This is a genomic window from Shimia sp., assembly GCF_965227725.1.
Taxonomy (GTDB): domain Bacteria; phylum Pseudomonadota; class Alphaproteobacteria; order Rhodobacterales; family Rhodobacteraceae; genus Shimia.
Window position 1 is genome coordinate 1,002,383 of sequence record NZ_CBDDGH010000001.1, and the last position, 16,534, is coordinate 1,018,916.

Consider the following 16,534-nt stretch of genomic DNA (forward strand, 5'->3'; position numbering starts at 1 on the left):
GCCATGCGTGTTGTGACAGCAGGGATCGGGCTTCGGGCGGGGCATGTGCTCTCCATCCTGAAAGAAGCCATGCCCGAGGTCGAATTTGTCGGCTTCTATGATCCCCAGCCCACCCATCTGGAGATGATCGGCACCGATGTGCCGCGGTTTGACGACGTGGAAACCATGCTCACTGAGGCATCGCCAGACCTCTTCTTTGTCGGCTCACCCAACAGCTTCCATCTGGAGCATATCAAGGCGGGGCTGGCCGCCGGGGTGCGGATTTTCACCGAAAAGCCCGTGGTCACCACCAAAGAGGAGACCATGGAGCTGGCCGCGCTTCTCGCTGAACATGGCACAGACAGTGTGATGGTCGGGCTGGTGCTGCGCTATTCGCAACATATGGTGGATCTGCGCCGTGTGCTGAATCAGATCGGGCCGATCACCTCAATTGAGGCGAGCGAACATATTGCGCCGTATCACGGAGCGTTTTTCATGCGGGACTGGCGGCGGATGGTGCGCTGGTCTGGCGGCTTCATGCTGGAAAAATGCTGCCACGATCTGGACATTTACAACATGGTGACGGCCTCTCGCCCGAACCGGGTGGCGAGCTTTGGGGGCCGGCGCTCCTTTGTGCCGGAGTTCGCCCCCACGTCTAACGCTGAAAACGAGATCATGCACCGCAAGAAAAGCGTGTGGCAAAGCGTGGATGATCCGTTTCACAGCGACGGGGATATCATCGACCACCAGACCGCGATCCTGCACTATGAAAGCGGCGCGTCGATGAGTTTTCACACCAATATCAACGTGCCCGATGAGCACCGCCGCTTCTGTGTGATGGGCGCGCTTGGCATGATTGAGGGCGATTTTATGCGCGGCTTTGTGCGGGCCACGGCGCGGGATGGCACAGTGATTGCCGATCACGATTACACCCAGATGGAAGCCGCGCGTGCCTCTGCGCATTACGGCGCGGATCACATGATGGTGGATGAAATCGTGGCCTTTTTGAAAGGCGAGAGCGACAGCCTGCCGGTGGGCGTGGTGGACGCGCTTGAGGCCGGGCTGGTGGCCATGGCGCTGGATGAGGCGCGCATCAACGGCAGCATGATTGATATGGCCCCGACATGGGCCGAGTTTGACACATTTGGATTGCGGACATGACCATGAAAGCGGATGTTCCCGGCGCCTGGATGGCGCAGGAAAGCGCCCAAGCCCTCAGCGTATTTGCACGCGCGGCCACCCAAGAGGTGACCTTGCCCGACATGGGCGATGTGCGGGCGTTTTACACGATTGCACGCGGCTCCTCGGATGCGGCGGCCAATATTCTCTCCTATGAGTTCATGCGGGTGCTTGGCGTGCCGGTGACCTCGCTGCCGCCTTCGGTCTTCTCGATTGGCGCGGGCGTGCAGCTGGAGGACACCGCCGCATTGGTGGTGAGCCAATCCGGCGCAAGCGAAGACCTTGTGCGCAGCGCCAAAGGCGCGCGGGCGCGGGGGGCCAAAGTGCTGGCGCTGACCAATCAGCCCGACAGCCCGGTGGAACAGGTTTCCGAGGTCACCGTGCCGATTGGTGCCGGGCCGGAAAACGCGGTGCCTGCAACCAAAACCGTGGTAGGCTCGATCGCCGCAGGGATAGCGCTTTTGGCTGGAATAGAGCCTAAATATGACGCAGCAAGCGCCGCAACAAAGCTGCAGACTGCGCCCACGGCATTGCCAAACGCAAACAGCATTCGCGCGGCTTTTCTACGCGCGCGCAACGTCTATGTGATTGGCCGCGACACCGGCTTTGGGGCTGCTCATGAGGTGGCGCTCAAGCTCAAGGAATGCTGCGCGCTGCATGCAGAGGCCTATTCCGCCTCAGAGGTGCTGCATGGCCCGCTGCAACTGGCGACCAACCCTTTGATGGTGCTGATCCTTGATACCGGACAGGCCGACATTCAGGACAGTCTGGATCAGGCAGAGGCGCGCTTTGGCGCGGTCGGCTGTGATGTGCATCGGCTACGGGTTTCCGAGCTGATCGACGCTCCGCTGACACCCGCCGCCGCAGCCGCCTATCTGCTGGCGCTGATCTATCCCGTGATCCTTGAAACCGCGCTGGCTTTGGGGTTGAACCCCGATGCGCCGGAAACGCTTTCGAAAGTGACCCAAACCACATGACCGACTCTCTGAACACCTGGGCCACCTGGCGCGAAATTCACCAACAACCCGCTGTCTGGCGCGCCTGGGGGGCCGCGCTGGATGTCGCTGGCCTGCGCGCATGGATTGCGGAGCAGGCAGCCGATGAAATCTGGTTCTGTGGTGCAGGCACCAGCGCCTATATCGGCGATATCATCGCCGCCGCCGTGCCGGGCACGCGCTCTGTGCCCTCCACCGATCTGGTGGCCAATCCGCGCGCCTTTCTGACTGGCAACCGCCCGTTGGTGGTGAGCTTTGGCCGCTCCGGCAATTCCACGGAAAGCCTTGGCACATTGGACGCGCTCGACGCTTTGGCGCCGGATGCGCCGCGTTTGCACATCACCTGCAACCCCGACGGCGCGCTGGCGACCCGCGCAGCGCCCGGCCCATTGAAGGTGATCAACCTGCCCGAAGTGACCCATGACGCGGGCTTTGCCATGACCAGCAGTTTTTCCACCATGCTGCTGACCGCACTTGCGCTGTTTGATGCGCCCTGTGATGTGCCTGCGCGCTTTGATGCGCTGGCCGATCAACTCGACGCGCTGTTGCCACAGTTTGGCACACCGCGCCCGGAGCGTGCGGTCTATGTGGGCTCCGGCCCCCTCACCTACGCCGCACGCGAAGCGGCCCTGAAAGTGATGGAGCTGACCGCCGGGCAGACGCCTGCGCTGTGGGACAGCAGCCTTGGCTTCCGCCACGGGCCAAAGTCCTTTGTGCGCGGGGAGACCGCGATCACCGTCTTCTCCAGCCCGCAATCGCCAACCCGCGCCTATGACACCGATCTCGTGGCCGAGCTGCGCGCGCAGTTCCCTGAAGCGCGGGTGACAGAGATTGGCCCCGACGGCGATATCGACATCCCCATGCCCTTTGGCACCGCCTGGGCCGCACCGCTGTGCATCGCCGCCGCCCAGATTGACGGGGTGAAATGGGCGGCAGACCTGAGCCTCAATGTGGATGATCCCTTCACGGGCCAAGGCACGCTCAGCCGGGTGGTGGCCGGGGTGACCCTGCACGGGGTTGGCGACGGAGCAGACGCATGACCGTTGCCGGCATCGATCTGGGTGGCACCAAATGTGAGGTACGCCTGTTTGATGAAGACTGGAGCGAGGTTGCGCGCCATCGTGCCCCCACGCCCAAGTCTTACAAAGATCTGGTGGCCACCGTGGTGGATCAGGCCCGCTGGGCCGAAGCTGAGGCAGGCATGGCCGTGCCTGTCGGCGTCGGGGCGGCAGGGTTGATCAACCCCAAGACCGGCCTCGCGCTGACCGCCAACCTGCCCGCCACGGACCATCCGTTTCCCACCCATCTGAACACCGCCCTGGGACGCCCGATCACCTATGTGAATGATTGCCGCGCGCTGGGGCTTTCCGAAGCGATTTTTGGCGCGGGTCGGGGCCATGACACGGTGATGTCGTTGATCATCGGCACCGGCATTGGCGGCGGGATTGTGGTGAAACAGTCTCTATTGCAGGGGCCAACCCTCACCGGAGGCGAGTTTGGCCATATCGCCGCGCCCGCGCATATCGTGAGCCGGTATCGGCTGCCGATCCATCGCTGTGGCTGTGGCCGTCAGGGCTGTATTGAAACCTATGTCGCGGGCCCCGGCCTGAGCCTGCTGGCGGAGCATCTGACCGGACAGAACCTCTCCCCACCCGAGATCGCTGCGCGGCGCATGGGCGATATGGCGCGGGTCTGGAAAGTCTGGACCAGCCTTGCCGCCGAGATGATCCACGGGCTGACCCTGACGGTCGATCCGGACGTGATTGTGCTGGGCGGTGGCTTGAGCCGGATCGACGGCGTAATCGAAGACATCACAGCCGCCGCGCAAGACGCGCAGATCGGCGATTTCCTCGCCGCAAAACTGGTACTGGCGCAAGGCGGAGACGCCAGCGGCGCGCGCGGCGCGGCCTATGCCGCCTGGCAGGAGACACAAAATGACTGATGTGCTGCGCAAAATCATCGCCCAGAACCGCAGCGGCGCGCCGGTGGCCATCCCCTCGGTGTGCTCTGCCCATCCGGATGTGTTGCGCGCCTCGCTCGCGCTGGCGGAGCGCAAGGATCAGCAGGTGGTGATCGAGGCCACCTCCAATCAGGTCAACCAGGATGGCGGCTATACCGGGATCACGCCGGAGGGCTTCATCCGCTATGTGCACGACATCGCCGACGGCGCAGGTGTGGACCGCGGGCGCATCATCTTTGGCGGCGACCATCTCGGCCCGCAGGCCTGGCGCGCCATGCCAGCCGAGGCGGCTATGGAAAAGGCGCGCGTGCTGGTGCGTGATTATGTGAAAGCTGGCTTTGGCAAGATCCATCTGGATTGCTCTGAAGGCTGCGCGGGCGAAGCGGCGCAGCTCAATGATGATCAAACCGCCAGCCGCTCTGCCGATCTGGCGCGGGTCTGCGCAGAGGCGGGCGAGGATCTGCTCTTTGTGGTTGGCACCGAAGTGCCCCCGCCGGGCGGCGCGCGCATGGATGAGGACGGAGACATTCCACCCACCAATGCCGCAGACGCCGCAAAGACGCTGGCGATGCATATGGAGACCTTCGGCGATCTGGCCCCCGAGATTGGCGGATTGGTGGTGCAACCCGGTGTGGAATTCAGCCCGACCGAGGTGCATCACATGCCGCTGACGCGCGATCCGGGCTTTGTTTCGGCTCTGGCAGACGCGCCAAATGTCTGCCTTGAGGCGCATTCGACGGATTATCAGCACCCGGAGGTGTTTCACCGGCTTGCAGAGCTGGGCTTTGCGTTCCAAAAGGTCGGCCCGGCGCTGACCTTCGCATACCGCGAAGCGCTTTACGCGCTGGACAGCCTGCGCGGCACCAAAGGCGCGCTGCAGGCGGCAATGGAAGACGTGATGATGGAAACGCCAAAACACTGGCAGGGGCACTATCATGGGGCCGAGGAGGCGCTTTATCAGCAGCGCCATTTCGGGCTGGCGGATCGTATCCGCTACTACTGGCCCCAACCCAAAGCGGTAGCCGCTGTAAAGGCGTTGTTTGACGATCTGCCCAAAGCTTTGCCCGATGCTGCGCTGCGCAGGGCCTTTGACGAAACCACGCTGGCCCGCGCTGAGATGCTCAGCGGCTCTCAGGCGCAACGGCTGGTGGATGCACAGATCGAGCTGGCGCTGGATCCCTATTTTCTTGAGGTGACATCATGAGCACGCAATGGCTGGCCCCCGATCACCTGTTTGACGGCAAAGATCTGCGCACAGGCATGGCCCTGCGTGTGGAAAACGGCGTTGTGACAGAGATCGCCAAGGCGCCGGCGGGGGCCACGCCACTGTGCGGCACGCTGACACCGGGCTATGTGGATTTGCAGGTCAACGGCGGCGGCGGCGTGTTGTTAAACGCCACGCCCACGCGCGAGGCCATCGCCACCATCGCCGCCGCGCACCGGCGTTTCGGCACGGTTGCGATCCTGCCCACGGTGATCACCGACCGCCCCGAAGTGCTTGAAAATGCCGCCAATGCCATAGTCGCCGCCAAAGATCTGCCCGGCGTTGCGGGGCTGCACATCGAAGGGCCGCATATTGCAGAGCCGCGCAAAGGCACCCATGAGGGCAGCTTTATCCGCCCCCTTGATGCGCGCACGATGAATGTGGTGCGGCATCTGCGCGAGATCGGCATTCCGGTGATGATAACGCTGGCGCCAGAGGCCGCAACGCTTGAGCAGATTTCCGAGCTGGCAGAGATCGGCGTTGTTGTGTCGCTGGGCCACACCGATGCCACGGCAGCGCAGGTTGAGGCGGCGATTGCGGCGGGCGCAAGCTGCGCCACGCATCTCTATAACGCCATGTCCCCGATGACGAGCCGGGAACCCGGCGTGGTGGGCGCGGTGATCAACTCATCGCTTTATGCCGGGATCATCTGTGACGGCTTCCATGTGGCTGACGGCATGGTGGGGCTCGCCCTGCGCGCGCGTCCGGTGCCGGACCGTATGATGCTGGTGTCGGATTCCATGGCCACGGTTGGCGGGCCGGACCGGTTTGATCTTTATGGCCATGAGGTTGTGCTGCGCGACGGACGCCTGATCAACCGTCAGGGCGGCCTGGCCGGGGCGCATATCACCCAGGCCGAGGGCGTGCAGCGCCTGATTTCAAAGATCGGGCTGACACCGGAAGCCGCTCTGCGCATGGCGATCACCACCCCTGCGGCCTGCATGGAGCTGGAGGCGCTCGCAAGCCCGCTCAACCGCCCTGTCGAAGACCTGATCCTGCTGGATGAAGACCACGCCGTGACCGGCACGCTTGCCACAATTCTCACCGCGCCAAAAGCCCCAGATGCGGCGGAATAGGCTCACATTTGAGGTCTGTATCGACAGCCCTGCCGGGTTGGATGCCTGCGCTGGCTTGGTGGACCGGATCGAGCTGTGCAGCGCGCTGGAGCTGGGAGGGCTGACGCCCGATCCGGGGCTGATAGCGCTGGCGGCGCAGAGCGACTTGCCAAGCCATGTGATGATCCGGCCCCGCGCCGGAGATTTCTGTTATGACGTGGCCGAAACACAGGTGATGTGCGCCAGCATTCATGCGGTGAAAGAGGCCGGTCTCGCAGGGGTGGTCATCGGCGCACGCCAAGGGGATGTGCTTGATCTGGACACGCTCAGCACCCTGATGCGCGCCGCCGAAGGTCTGGAGGTCACGCTGCATCGGGTGATCGACCTGCTGCCTGATCCCATCGCGGCGATGGAGCAGGCGATCTCACTGGGCATAGACCGCATCCTGACCTCCGGCGGAGCGCCCAAGGCGATTGACGCGTTGGCGCAGCTATCACAGCTGCACAGCGCGGCAAACGGACGGATCGAGATCATGGCGGGCAGCGGCGTATCAGTCTCTAATCTTGCTGAAGTCGCAGAAAAAACCAGCATCACATCCTTTCACAGCTCCTGCGCGAAAGACATGCCTGTGGCCGCAGATTTGCATCAATTTGGCTTTGCCAAGACGCAGCGCGTGACAGACCGCGCCACCATTTCTGCCTTCCGGAAAGAGCTGGATCAGCTTGCAACGCGAGGCTAGCTGCGCAGCGCCTGTGCCAAAGCGTGATAAGATGCCTTTGGCGTGCGTGCAAAGCTGTCAAAATCCACATGGATCAGGCCGAAACGCTTCTCATAGCCCAGCGCCCATTCGTAATTGTCCATCAGCGACCAGATGTAGTAGCCCTTCAGCGGCACATCTGCGGCCAGCGCGTCCTGCACCGCGGAAAGATGGCTATTGAGGTAAGACATGCGGTGCGGATCCTCCACCACGCCACGATCTGTGAGGTGATCCGGTGCAGACATGCCGTTTTCGGTCACATAGATCGGCAGATCGCCGGTATATTCGCGCGCCATGCGGATCAGGAAATCGCGCAGCCCGTCGGGATAGATCTCCCAGCCCATTGAGGTCAGAGGCAGATCGCCGGTGTGCTCGCTGTAACGCGGCCATGGCCCATCGGCGGGCCCAATGAGCTTGCGGGTGTAGTAATTCAGCCCGCTCCAATCCACGGGCGTGGTGATCACCTCAAAATCATCCTGCCAGCCGTGCGGCAGATGCGGCTCCAAACCCTCCAGCGCCAGCGCGGGATATTCCCCTTTGAACAGCCCGCCGAGGAAGAACCGGTTGTAAATCGCATCATAGCGCGCCGCGGCAGCGGCGGCCTCTGCACCGTCATCCAGCGGCTTGGCCCATTCAAAATTGCACACCGCGCCGAGGTTTTTCATGCCATGGCCACGCATCACCTGAATGGCTGTGCCATGGGCCAGAAGCACATGATGCATGGCCCGTGCGGTGGCGCGGATGTCGCGCAGCCCCGGCGCATGTGCTCCCATGAAGTGGCTCAGCCAGCCGACACACCAGGGCTCGTTGATCGGCGCAACCGACCAGACGCGATCCCCGATCCGGCGCATGAGCGTGTCGGTATAGTCGCCAAACCAGCCCGCGATATCGCGATTGCGCCAGCCCCCCAGATCGGCCAGGGCGGAGGGCAGCTCCCAGTGATAGAGTGTCAGCGCCGGATTGATACCGCGCGCCAAAAGCCCGTCCACCAGTCGGTCATAAAAATCGAGCCCTTCCTGATTGGGTGCGCCAAGCCCCTCCGGCAGCACCCGCGCCCAACTGGTAGAAAAGCGATAGGTGTCCACCCCCAGACCAGCGATGAGATCGAGATCTCCTTCCAGACGGTTATAGTGATCACAGCCCAGCGCGCCGTTTTCAGCGCGCACCACATTGCCGGGTGTGGCGGCAAAATCATCCCAATGCGTGCGCCCCGCCCCCCCAAAGCTGTGGCCCTCGATCTGATAGCTCGATGTGGCCACACCAAATTGAAACCCTTCGGGAAAGTCGGAGCGCTTGTGGGTGATCATCTCAATCCTCCTGTGCCAGAACCTGTCGCACCGCCGGGGCAGGCCCGGTAGATTGGCCCACGGTCAGGGTTGCTTCGAGCATCTCCTGACGCAGCTCGCTGCCGGGTTTGGAAATCATATCAATCAGCGTGCCAGCCACCTTGCGCCCGGCTTCGCGCACCGAAGAGCGCACAGCGGTGAAGGCCGGCACATCGCCTTCGTTGCCGAAGTAACTCAGCGCATCGTCATGGATAACCACGGAGACATCGCGGCCCATCTTCAGCCCGGCTTCGGAAAGCGCGCGGCGCAGGCCAATGGCCGGAATGATCGAGGACACCACAAAGGCGGTTGGCGGCTTCTCCATCGCCAGCGCTTTGCGGCAGGTTTCATAGCCGTAGTTCTCGGTCATCTCATCGTGAAAGATCAGCTCCTGGCGCACAGGCACCTCGCGCCCGTCCAGCGCCGCCACATAGCCCGCCCCGCGGCGGGTGGCAAAATCCATATCCGCCAATCCGTTCAGCAAGGCGATGCGGCGGTGGCCCAGATCCAGCAGAAATTCGGTGGCCCGCTGAAAGGCCCGTTTGTTGTTCACATCCACCCAGCTGTAGCGCTCTGCCACCTCGGTGGAGCGGCCATGCACCACAAAGGGCACACCCAGTTCCTGCAACAGCGCGATACGGCGGTCATTCACCTTGGGACCATGTACGATGACCCCGTCCACTGCTCCACGTGAAACAAGTTTGCGGTAACTGGCCTCTTCGTCCTCGTCATTAACCACCGACAGCAACAGATCATAGCCGTTGTCAGAATAGATCTCCCCCGCCCCGGCGATGAAATCCGCAAAGATCGGGTTCACCATCTCATGCTTTTTGGACACCGGCAGCACGTGGCCGATGGTCATCGCCCGCCCGGTCGCCAGCGTTTTGGCGCGGGTGTTGGGCGCATAGTTGTGGGCGCGCGCCGCTTCCAGCACCTTTTGCCGCGTTGATTCGCGCACTTCGGGGTAGCCGTTTAACGCACGCGACACTGTGGTCTGCGACAGACCCAGTTTCTCTGAGAGCTCTTTCAGGTTCATGATTTTTGACGTTTATTCCTCAAAGCGCTTTGATAATTGATGCTTTATCGGTGTGACCAACAGCATCGACATCAAAGAATTCCTCCTGAAAACAGTAATAAATCATATATTTCTTTGGCACAAGCGCCGCAATTTCAAGCGCATTGCAAAATTCAAAGCGCTTTGGTAATCTATCCACAGATTATGGAAACTGGGAGGAAATCCATGACACCGAAACTCTATGCGAGCGCCGCCGCGCTGGCGCTGATGGCGGGCACCGCAATGGCGGACGGCCACGGCCATATGAAGTTCAAGCCGGGTGAGGGAGCATTCAGCTGGGACAGCTACAACGCATGGGCCGAGAGCGCGCCGGATCTGAGCGGTCAGACCGTGACCGTCGCTGGCCCCTGGCTGCAACCGGAGGACGACGTGTTCCGCTCCGTGCTGGCCTATTTCACTGAAGCCACCGGCGCTGAGGCGATTTACACCGGCTCTGACAGCTTTGAGCAGCAGATCGTGATCGACGCCGAAGCGGGCTCCGCCCCCAATATCGCCGTGTTCCCACAGCCGGGCCTCGCGGCAGACATGGCCGCGCGCGGCCTGCTTTCGCCGCTGCCCGCCAACATGGCGCCCTGGACCGTTGAGAACTACGGCGCGGGCCAAAGCTGGGTGGATCTTGGCACCTATGCGGACAAAGACGGCGCCGATCAGCACTATGGTTTCTTCTACAATGTGAACGTGAAGTCGCTGGTGTGGTATGTGCCGGAAAACTTCGAGGACGCCGAGTATGAGGTGCCCGAAACCATGGAGGAGCTGCGCGCACTTACCGAGCAGATCGTGGCCGATGGCGAAACCCCTTGGTGCATCGGTCTGGGATCCGGCGCGGCAACCGGCTGGCCCGCCACTGACTGGGTGGAAGACATTATGCTACGCACCCAGCCAGCCGATGTGTATGACGCCTGGACCACCAACGACATTCCGTTCAACGACGAACGTGTGGTTGCGGCCATCGACGAGTTCGGCTGGTTTGTGGGCGATGACGCCAAAGTCTCCGGCGGCGCGGGTGCCGTGGCCACCACCGATTTCCGCGACAGCCCGAAAGGCATGTTTGCCGCCCCGGCGGAGTGCTACATGCACCGTCAGGCCTCCTTCGTGCCGGCCTTCTTCCCGGAAGGCATTGAGTTTGGCGAAGATGTCGATTTCTTCTACTTCCCGTCTTATGAGGGCAAAGACCTCGGCAATCCGGTTCTGGGCGGGGGCACATTGATGGCGATCACCGATCCGTCTGATGCCACCACCGCGCTGATGGAATTCTTCCAGCTGCCGCTGGCGCATGAAGTCTTTGGCGCGCAGTCGGGCTTCCTGACACCGCTGAAAAGCGTGAATCCGGAGACCTACCTGAACGACGCGCTGCGCGGTCAGGCGGATATTCTGGTGAATGCGACCACCTTCCGCTTTGACGGCTCTGACCTGATGCCAGGTGGCGTGGGCGCAGGCTCCTTCTGGACCGGCATGGTCGATTTCACCGGCGGCAAGGATGCGGCCACTGTGGCGACCGAAATTCAGGACAGCTGGGACGCGCTGAAATAAGCGCGCTCTGACGCCAAACCCGTGTCGCCCCACAGTCGGGGCGGCACAGTTCAAAAAAGGGGTGCGCCATGTCTCCGGCCCTGCTTGGTCTTGTGACCATTGCGATTGGTGTGAGTGGCTGTCTTGGCTATTTCTACCTGTCCAATCTCTTTCTGGATAAAGTCCTGTTTCCGCCGGTGGGTCCCAATGCGGGGCGCAATATCAACCGCGCAAACATGATCCGCCCGTGGCTGTTTCTCGGCCCTGCGATCCTCGCGCTGGGGCTGTATCTTGGCTATCCGGTGATTGAGACGCTGCGGCTGTCTCTCACGGACCGCACGCAGGATGAGGCCTTTGTCGGCCTCGCCAATTACAGCCAGATGTTTGCCGAACCCAAATTCTGGGAGGCGATGCGCAACAACATGCTGTGGCTGATTGTGGTGCCTGCAGCCTCCACCGCCTTCGGCCTGTTGGCGGCACAGCTGACCGACCGCATCAAATGGGGCAACATCGCCAAATCCCTGATCTTCATGCCGATGGCGATCTCTTTTGTGGGCGCGTCAGTGATCTTCAAGCTGGTCTATGATGCGCGCCCCGCGGGCAATGAACAGATTGGCATCTTAAATGCGGTCTGGTTGCAGTTTGAAGGTGGAATAGGCTCTTTTCTGATCCTGAAACTGCTGCCTGCGGTGCTTCTGGTGAGCTTTGCCGCAATCGTGGCCTATGTCGCCTATCTGCTGCTGCGCCCCCTGCTTGAAAGCGCTGGCACCGTGCTGATCAAAGCGCTGCGTGTTTTTGGCGCGGCTCTTGGCCTTTGGTTTGCCTATACCGCGCTCAGCAATGCGGTGACGGTCTTTGTCACCGAGCTTGAATATGGTGCACCGCAGACCTGGCTGACCCTGCCATTTTACAACAACTTCTTCCTGATGGTGGTGCTGATCTGGATCCAGACCGGCTTTGCCATGGTGATCCTCTCCGCCGCGCTGCGCGGCATCCCCGAAGAAACCATCGAGGCCGCCATTCTGGATGGCGCCAACCCGTTTCAGATCTTCTTCAAGATCAAAGTCCCGCAGATCATGCCAACAATTGTCGTGGTCTGGACCACCATCACGCTGGTCGTGCTCAAGGTCTTTGACATCGTGTTCGCCATGACCAACGGCCAGTGGGAAACGCAGGTCTTGGCCAACTACATGTATGACAAGCTGTTCCGCGCCAATGACTGGGGCGTGGGCTCTGCCAGTGCCATCATCATCATGCTGCTCGTCTCCCCGATCCTGATCTGGAACGTGGTGCAGGCCCGCAAAGAATTGCGCTGAGGAGAGAGACCATGGACAATATCGCAGGACGTAAATCCGGTCTCAGCTGGGCAGTGAATATCTCTGTGGCGCTGCTTGTGGCGCTGTGGCTCTTCCCCACCGTTGGTTTGCTGGTGTCCTCCTTCCGCACCGCAGATCAGATCTCTGCCTCGGGATGGTGGAAATCCCTGTTTTCGGCAGAGCAGGTCGTGCAGCTGCGCACCGGTGGGGCGGAGGCCGCAACACAGGAGGGTGACCTCTGGGTGGTTGAGGGCAATCTGCTGGACGAGGCTGAGGATGGCCCCGCACCAGGTATCACCATCACGCGGTTTGGCGTCTCCTCCAAAGCGGTGGATGCCTTTGCGGTGGGCGAGGTGGCGACGTTTTCCAAAGATGAGAAAACCTTCACCATGGACGCGGCGGGGAACTATCGCTTCACCTCGACAGAGAAGCTGCGCAAACGTGGCCAGCGGGTGTTCATTACCGCAACCCTGCCGCCGGACTTTACGCTTGAGAACTATGATCAGGTGCTCTTTTCCGGCAACAGCAATGACAGCATGGCCAAAGCGTTTTTCAACACGCTGACAGTCACGATTCCGGCCACAATCATCCCAATTCTGATCGCCGCCTTCGCCGCCTATGCGCTCGCGTGGATGGAGTTCCCCGGCCGCGTGCTGCTGATTGCCACGGTGGTGGGCCTCTTGGTGGTGCCCTTGCAACTGGCGCTGATCCCGCTTTTGAAGCTGCATCTCAATATCGGCATCGGCAAAGGCTATCTTGGCGTCTGGCTGGCCCACACGGGCTTTGGCCTGCCGCTCGCGATCTACCTACTGCGCAACTACATGGCAGGGCTGCCCAAAGACATCATCGAGAACGCCAAGGTGGATGGGGCCACGGATTTTCAGATCTTCACCAAGATCATCCTGCCCCTGTCTTTCCCTGCGCTGGCCTCTTTCGCGATCCTGCAGTTCCTCTGGACATGGAATGACCTGCTGGTGGCCAAAGTCTTCCTGATTGATGCCACCGGCAACACCACGGTGATGACCAATCAGATTGTCGAGCTGCTGGGCACCCGTGGCGGCAATTGGGAGATCCTCGCCACCGCGGCCTTTGTCTCCATCGTGGCGCCGCTCTGCGTGTTCTTTGCCATGCAACGCTATCTCGTGCGCGGCCTGCTGGCCGGCTCCGTGAAATAACAAACATACCCTAACACGGCAGAAATGCCGCCAAGACCTAGGACGACCCGATGACATATCAGGACCCGAACATGACCCAAGACACCGCTCTCATCACAGACCCAGACTGGTGGCGCGGTGCGGTGATCTATCAGATTTATCCGCGCTCTTATCAGGATAGCAACGGCGACGGCATTGGTGATCTGGCTGGCATCATCCAGCGCCTGCCCCATGTGGCCAGCCTTGGCGTGGATGCCATCTGGCTCTCGCCGTTCTTCACCTCGCCGATGCTGGATTTTGGCTATGACGTTTCAGATTATCGCGATGTCGATCCGATGTTTGGCACGCTCGCGGATTTTGACGCGCTGATCGCCAAAGCCCATGAGCTGGGCATCAAGATCATCATCGATCTCGTGCTCAGCCACACCTCTGATCAGCACCCATGGTTTGTGGAAAGCCGTGCGGATCGCAGCAATGACAAAGCCGACTGGTATGTCTGGGCCGATGCAAAGCCCGATGGCACGCCGCCCAACAACTGGCTGTCGATCTTTGGCGGTCCGGCCTGGCAGTGGGACACCGCGCGAATGCAGTATTATCTGCACAACTTCTTGGCCGAGCAGCCGGACCTCAACTTCCACAACGCAGAGGTGCGTCAGGAGCTGCTGGATGTGGCCCGCTTCTGGCTGGAGCGTGGTGTGGATGGCTTCCGTCTGGACACGGTGAACTTCTACTATTGTGACGCAGAGCTGCGCGACAACCCGCCCCTGCCCGAGGATCAGCGCAACGACAATATCGCGCCAGCGGTGAACCCCTATAACCATCAAGATCACCTGCACGACAAAAACCAGCCGGAAAACCTCGGCTTCCTGCGCGATCTGCGGGATTTGCTGAATGAATATGACGCGATCACCACCGTGGGTGAAGTGGGGGATTCCCATCGCGGCAGTGAAATTCAGGCGGAATACACCGGCGGCGGGGACAAGCTTCATATGGCCTATGATTTTGCCCTGCTTGGCCATGTGCATCCCACCGGCACCCGCATCGCCGAAGTGATGGCAAAGGCGGAAAGCTTCTCTCAGGACAGCTGGGGCTGCTGGGCCTATTCCAACCATGACGTGGAACGCCACGGCTCCCGTTGGGCGCTGTCTGATGCCGCCCAGCGCACCTATGCCGCGCTTTTGATGTCGCTGCGCGGTTCTGCCTGCATCTATCAGGGTGAAGAGCTGGGCCTGCCGGAGGCGGATGTGGCGTTTGACGATCTGCAAGACCCCTATGGCATCCGTTTCTGGCCTAAGTTCAAAGGGCGTGACGGCTGTCGCACGCCCATGGTGTGGAAGTCTGACAATCAGAATGGCGGTTTTTCGGACAGCAAGCCCTGGCTGCCGGTGGCCTCTGAACATCTGGCGTTGTCGGTGGAAGCGCAGGAGGACGCCTCCGGCTCCATGCTGAACTTCTACCGCCGCCTGATCGCCTTCCGCAAAACCGTGCCTGCGCTGGCCAAGGGGGATTTCACCCTGATCCACGCCGATGACACCCACATCCGGTTTGAGCGCAGCCACAATGGCACCCGCGCGATCTGTGCCTTCAACCTGTCTGACGAAGACCAAAGCTTCGAATTGCCCAGCGGCGCCTGGAAAGTGGAGGCCAAAGCCCCCTTCACCGTCAGCCGCGATGGCAACAGCGTCACCTTGCCCGGATGGCAGGCGGTCTTTGCGGTCTCATCAGGCTCTAACACAGCGCAAAACAGCGAGGAAAGCGGACATGGCTGATCTGGTTCTCAAAGATGTGGCCAAGTCCTATGGCCAGGTGAATGTATTGAGCAACATCGATCTGGAGATCGAGAAAGGCGAATTGATTGTCTTTGTCGGTCCGTCGGGCTGCGGCAAATCCACCTTGCTGCGGATGATCGCGGGGCTCGAACATATCACCGGCGGCACGCTGGAAATTGACGGCACATTGGTCAACGATGTGCCGCCCAGCCAGCGCGGCATCGCCATGGTGTTCCAATCCTACGCGCTTTATCCGCATCTCACCGTGCGCGAAAACATGTCCTTTGCGCTCAAGATCGCGAAGATGAGCACGGCGGAGATCAATGAGCGCGTGGAGAAGGCCGCCAAAACCCTGCAGCTGCACAATCTGCTGGACCGTCTGCCGAAAGAACTCTCTGGCGGGCAACGCCAGCGTGTGGCCATTGGCCGTTCGATTGTGCGCGACCCAAAGGTCTATCTGTTTGATGAGCCGCTCTCCAACCTTGATGCCGCACTGCGGGTAGCCACCCGCATCGAGATTGCGCAGCTTAAGGAAAGCATGCCGGACAGCACCATGGTCTATGTGACCCATGATCAGGTGGAGGCGATGACGCTTGCCTCGCGCATTGTGGTGCTGGCCGGTGGCGGCATTGCGCAGGTTGGCACGCCGCTAGAGCTGTATGAGCGTCCCGAAAATGAATTTGTCGCGCAGTTCATCGGCTCTCCGGCCATGAACCTGCTGCCCGGCAAAATCACCGGCACGGGCGAGACAACCACCGTGGCGCTGGATGCAGGTGGCACCGCCACATCGACGGTGCCATCGCGCGCTGAGGATATGGGGCGTGCCGTGAACATCGGCGTGCGCCCCGAAGATCTGGTAACCACCGATGGCCCCGCGATCTTCACCGGCACGGTCAATATCACCGAAGCTCTGGGAGAGGTCACCCTGCTCTATTTTCAGCCGCAAGGTGACGCGGATCCGGTGATCGGCAAGCTTCAGGGCATTCACCGCGACCTCAAAGGCCAGCAGGTGTCCATGACCGCAGACCCGGCCAAGGTGCATATTTTTGCCGACACGCAGTCGCTTCTCTATCGCGACCGCCCGATCAAATCGATCGCAACCAAGGCGCATTAAACCGCGCCGAGGTGCATGGCCCTCATTTTAGGGTTGCTCTCTGCCCCTGCAGCACCCGCCGCAAAACAGTGGTGCGGTGCGCA

The 16,534-nt window shown here is 61.2% G+C and carries 14 protein-coding genes; 12 read left to right on the top strand and 2 right to left on the bottom strand.

Going from position 1 to position 16,534, the window contains the following annotated elements; translation table 11 throughout:
- Positions 1 to 3 precede the first annotated feature (3 nt).
- From ACO07T_RS04690 to ACO07T_RS04720, 7 genes are read left to right on the top strand one after another with little or no spacing between them, the layout of a single operon-like run.
- Positions 4 to 1,140 (top strand): Gfo/Idh/MocA family protein, encoded by a 1,137-nt coding sequence (locus ACO07T_RS04690; RefSeq protein ID WP_422048449.1) that lies wholly within the window; start codon positions 4 to 6, stop codon positions 1,138 to 1,140.
- Entirely contained in the window at positions 1,137 to 2,135 is a 999-nt protein-coding gene (locus tag ACO07T_RS04695) for an SIS domain-containing protein (protein WP_422048450.1), read from the top strand. The genes ACO07T_RS04690 and ACO07T_RS04695 overlap by 4 nt, the downstream gene beginning before the upstream one ends.
- Complete coding sequence (locus tag ACO07T_RS04700; protein ID WP_422048451.1) at positions 2,132 to 3,193, top strand: tagatose-bisphosphate aldolase; 1,062 nt, start codon at positions 2,132 to 2,134, stop codon at positions 3,191 to 3,193. The genes ACO07T_RS04695 and ACO07T_RS04700 overlap by 4 nt, the downstream gene beginning before the upstream one ends.
- The gene (locus ACO07T_RS04705) at positions 3,190 to 4,095 is read left to right on the top strand and encodes an ROK family protein (protein WP_422048452.1); all 906 of its coding nucleotides are present in this window, start codon (positions 3,190 to 3,192) and stop codon (positions 4,093 to 4,095) included. The genes ACO07T_RS04700 and ACO07T_RS04705 overlap by 4 nt, the downstream gene beginning before the upstream one ends.
- Complete coding sequence (locus tag ACO07T_RS04710; RefSeq protein WP_422048453.1) at positions 4,088 to 5,317, top strand: class II D-tagatose-bisphosphate aldolase non-catalytic subunit; 1,230 nt, start codon at positions 4,088 to 4,090, stop codon at positions 5,315 to 5,317. The genes ACO07T_RS04705 and ACO07T_RS04710 overlap by 8 nt, the downstream gene beginning before the upstream one ends.
- Entirely contained in the window at positions 5,314 to 6,453 is a 1,140-nt protein-coding gene (locus tag ACO07T_RS04715; protein ID WP_422048454.1) for an N-acetylglucosamine-6-phosphate deacetylase, read from the top strand. Before ACO07T_RS04710 ends, ACO07T_RS04715 begins: the two co-directional genes overlap by 4 nt.
- Positions 6,440 to 7,171 (top strand): copper homeostasis protein CutC, encoded by a 732-nt coding sequence (locus ACO07T_RS04720; RefSeq protein WP_422048455.1) that lies wholly within the window; start codon positions 6,440 to 6,442, stop codon positions 7,169 to 7,171. Before ACO07T_RS04715 ends, ACO07T_RS04720 begins: the two co-directional genes overlap by 14 nt.
- Here the strand turns inward: ACO07T_RS04720 and ACO07T_RS04725 are convergent.
- Positions 7,168 to 8,496 (bottom strand): GH1 family beta-glucosidase, encoded by a 1,329-nt coding sequence (locus ACO07T_RS04725; RefSeq protein ID WP_422048456.1) that lies wholly within the window; start codon positions 8,494 to 8,496, stop codon positions 7,168 to 7,170. The two genes, ACO07T_RS04720 and ACO07T_RS04725, sit on opposite strands and share 4 nt — an antisense overlap.
- A gap of 1 nt (position 8,497) precedes the next feature.
- Positions 8,498 to 9,550 (bottom strand): substrate-binding domain-containing protein, encoded by a 1,053-nt coding sequence (locus ACO07T_RS04730; protein WP_209076204.1) that lies wholly within the window; start codon positions 9,548 to 9,550, stop codon positions 8,498 to 8,500.
- A 204-nt stretch (positions 9,551 to 9,754) separates the two neighbouring features.
- Here ACO07T_RS04730 and ACO07T_RS04735 point away from each other — a divergent pair, with 204 nt between their 5' ends.
- From ACO07T_RS04735 to ACO07T_RS04755, 5 genes are all read left to right on the top strand, one after another.
- A complete protein-coding gene (locus ACO07T_RS04735; RefSeq protein WP_422048457.1) occupies positions 9,755 to 11,119 on the top strand; it encodes an ABC transporter substrate-binding protein in 1,365 nt (454 codons plus the stop codon).
- A 68-nt stretch (positions 11,120 to 11,187) separates the two neighbouring features.
- Positions 11,188 to 12,414, top strand: coding sequence for a carbohydrate ABC transporter permease (locus tag ACO07T_RS04740; protein ID WP_422048458.1), 1,227 nt, complete (start codon positions 11,188 to 11,190; stop codon positions 12,412 to 12,414).
- Between the two features lie 11 nt (positions 12,415 to 12,425).
- Positions 12,426 to 13,589, top strand: a complete 1,164-nt coding sequence (locus tag ACO07T_RS04745) for a carbohydrate ABC transporter permease (RefSeq protein WP_422048459.1) — start codon at positions 12,426 to 12,428, stop codon at positions 13,587 to 13,589.
- 50 nt (positions 13,590 to 13,639) lie between these two features.
- The gene (locus ACO07T_RS04750; protein WP_422048460.1) at positions 13,640 to 15,337 is read left to right on the top strand and encodes an alpha-amylase family glycosyl hydrolase; all 1,698 of its coding nucleotides are present in this window, start codon (positions 13,640 to 13,642) and stop codon (positions 15,335 to 15,337) included.
- Positions 15,330 to 16,451 (top strand): ABC transporter ATP-binding protein, encoded by a 1,122-nt coding sequence (locus ACO07T_RS04755; RefSeq protein ID WP_209058085.1) that lies wholly within the window; start codon positions 15,330 to 15,332, stop codon positions 16,449 to 16,451. The genes ACO07T_RS04750 and ACO07T_RS04755 overlap by 8 nt, the downstream gene beginning before the upstream one ends.
- The last annotated feature ends 83 nt before the right edge of the window (positions 16,452 to 16,534 follow it).

Coding starts and splice junctions, on each gene's coding strand:
- ACO07T_RS04740 (WP_422048458.1), top strand. CDS start 11,188: ATGTCTCCGGCCCTGCTTGGTCTTGTGACCATTGCGATTGGTGTGAGT.
- ACO07T_RS04715 (WP_422048454.1), top strand. CDS start 5,314: ATGAGCACGCAATGGCTGGCCCCCGATCACCTGTTTGACGGCAAAGAT.
- ACO07T_RS04690 (WP_422048449.1), top strand. CDS start 4: ATGCGTGTTGTGACAGCAGGGATCGGGCTTCGGGCGGGGCATGTGCTC.
- ACO07T_RS04730 (WP_209076204.1), bottom strand. CDS start 9,550: ATGAACCTGAAAGAGCTCTCAGAGAAACTGGGTCTGTCGCAGACCACA.
- ACO07T_RS04725 (WP_422048456.1), bottom strand. CDS start 8,496: ATGATCACCCACAAGCGCTCCGACTTTCCCGAAGGGTTTCAATTTGGT.
- ACO07T_RS04755 (WP_209058085.1), top strand. CDS start 15,330: ATGGCTGATCTGGTTCTCAAAGATGTGGCCAAGTCCTATGGCCAGGTG.
- ACO07T_RS04700 (WP_422048451.1), top strand. CDS start 2,132: ATGACCGACTCTCTGAACACCTGGGCCACCTGGCGCGAAATTCACCAA.
- ACO07T_RS04720 (WP_422048455.1), top strand. CDS start 6,440: ATGCGGCGGAATAGGCTCACATTTGAGGTCTGTATCGACAGCCCTGCC.
- ACO07T_RS04735 (WP_422048457.1), top strand. CDS start 9,755: ATGACACCGAAACTCTATGCGAGCGCCGCCGCGCTGGCGCTGATGGCG.
- ACO07T_RS04705 (WP_422048452.1), top strand. CDS start 3,190: ATGACCGTTGCCGGCATCGATCTGGGTGGCACCAAATGTGAGGTACGC.
- ACO07T_RS04695 (WP_422048450.1), top strand. CDS start 1,137: ATGACCATGAAAGCGGATGTTCCCGGCGCCTGGATGGCGCAGGAAAGC.
- ACO07T_RS04750 (WP_422048460.1), top strand. CDS start 13,640: ATGACATATCAGGACCCGAACATGACCCAAGACACCGCTCTCATCACA.
- ACO07T_RS04745 (WP_422048459.1), top strand. CDS start 12,426: ATGGACAATATCGCAGGACGTAAATCCGGTCTCAGCTGGGCAGTGAAT.
- ACO07T_RS04710 (WP_422048453.1), top strand. CDS start 4,088: ATGACTGATGTGCTGCGCAAAATCATCGCCCAGAACCGCAGCGGCGCG.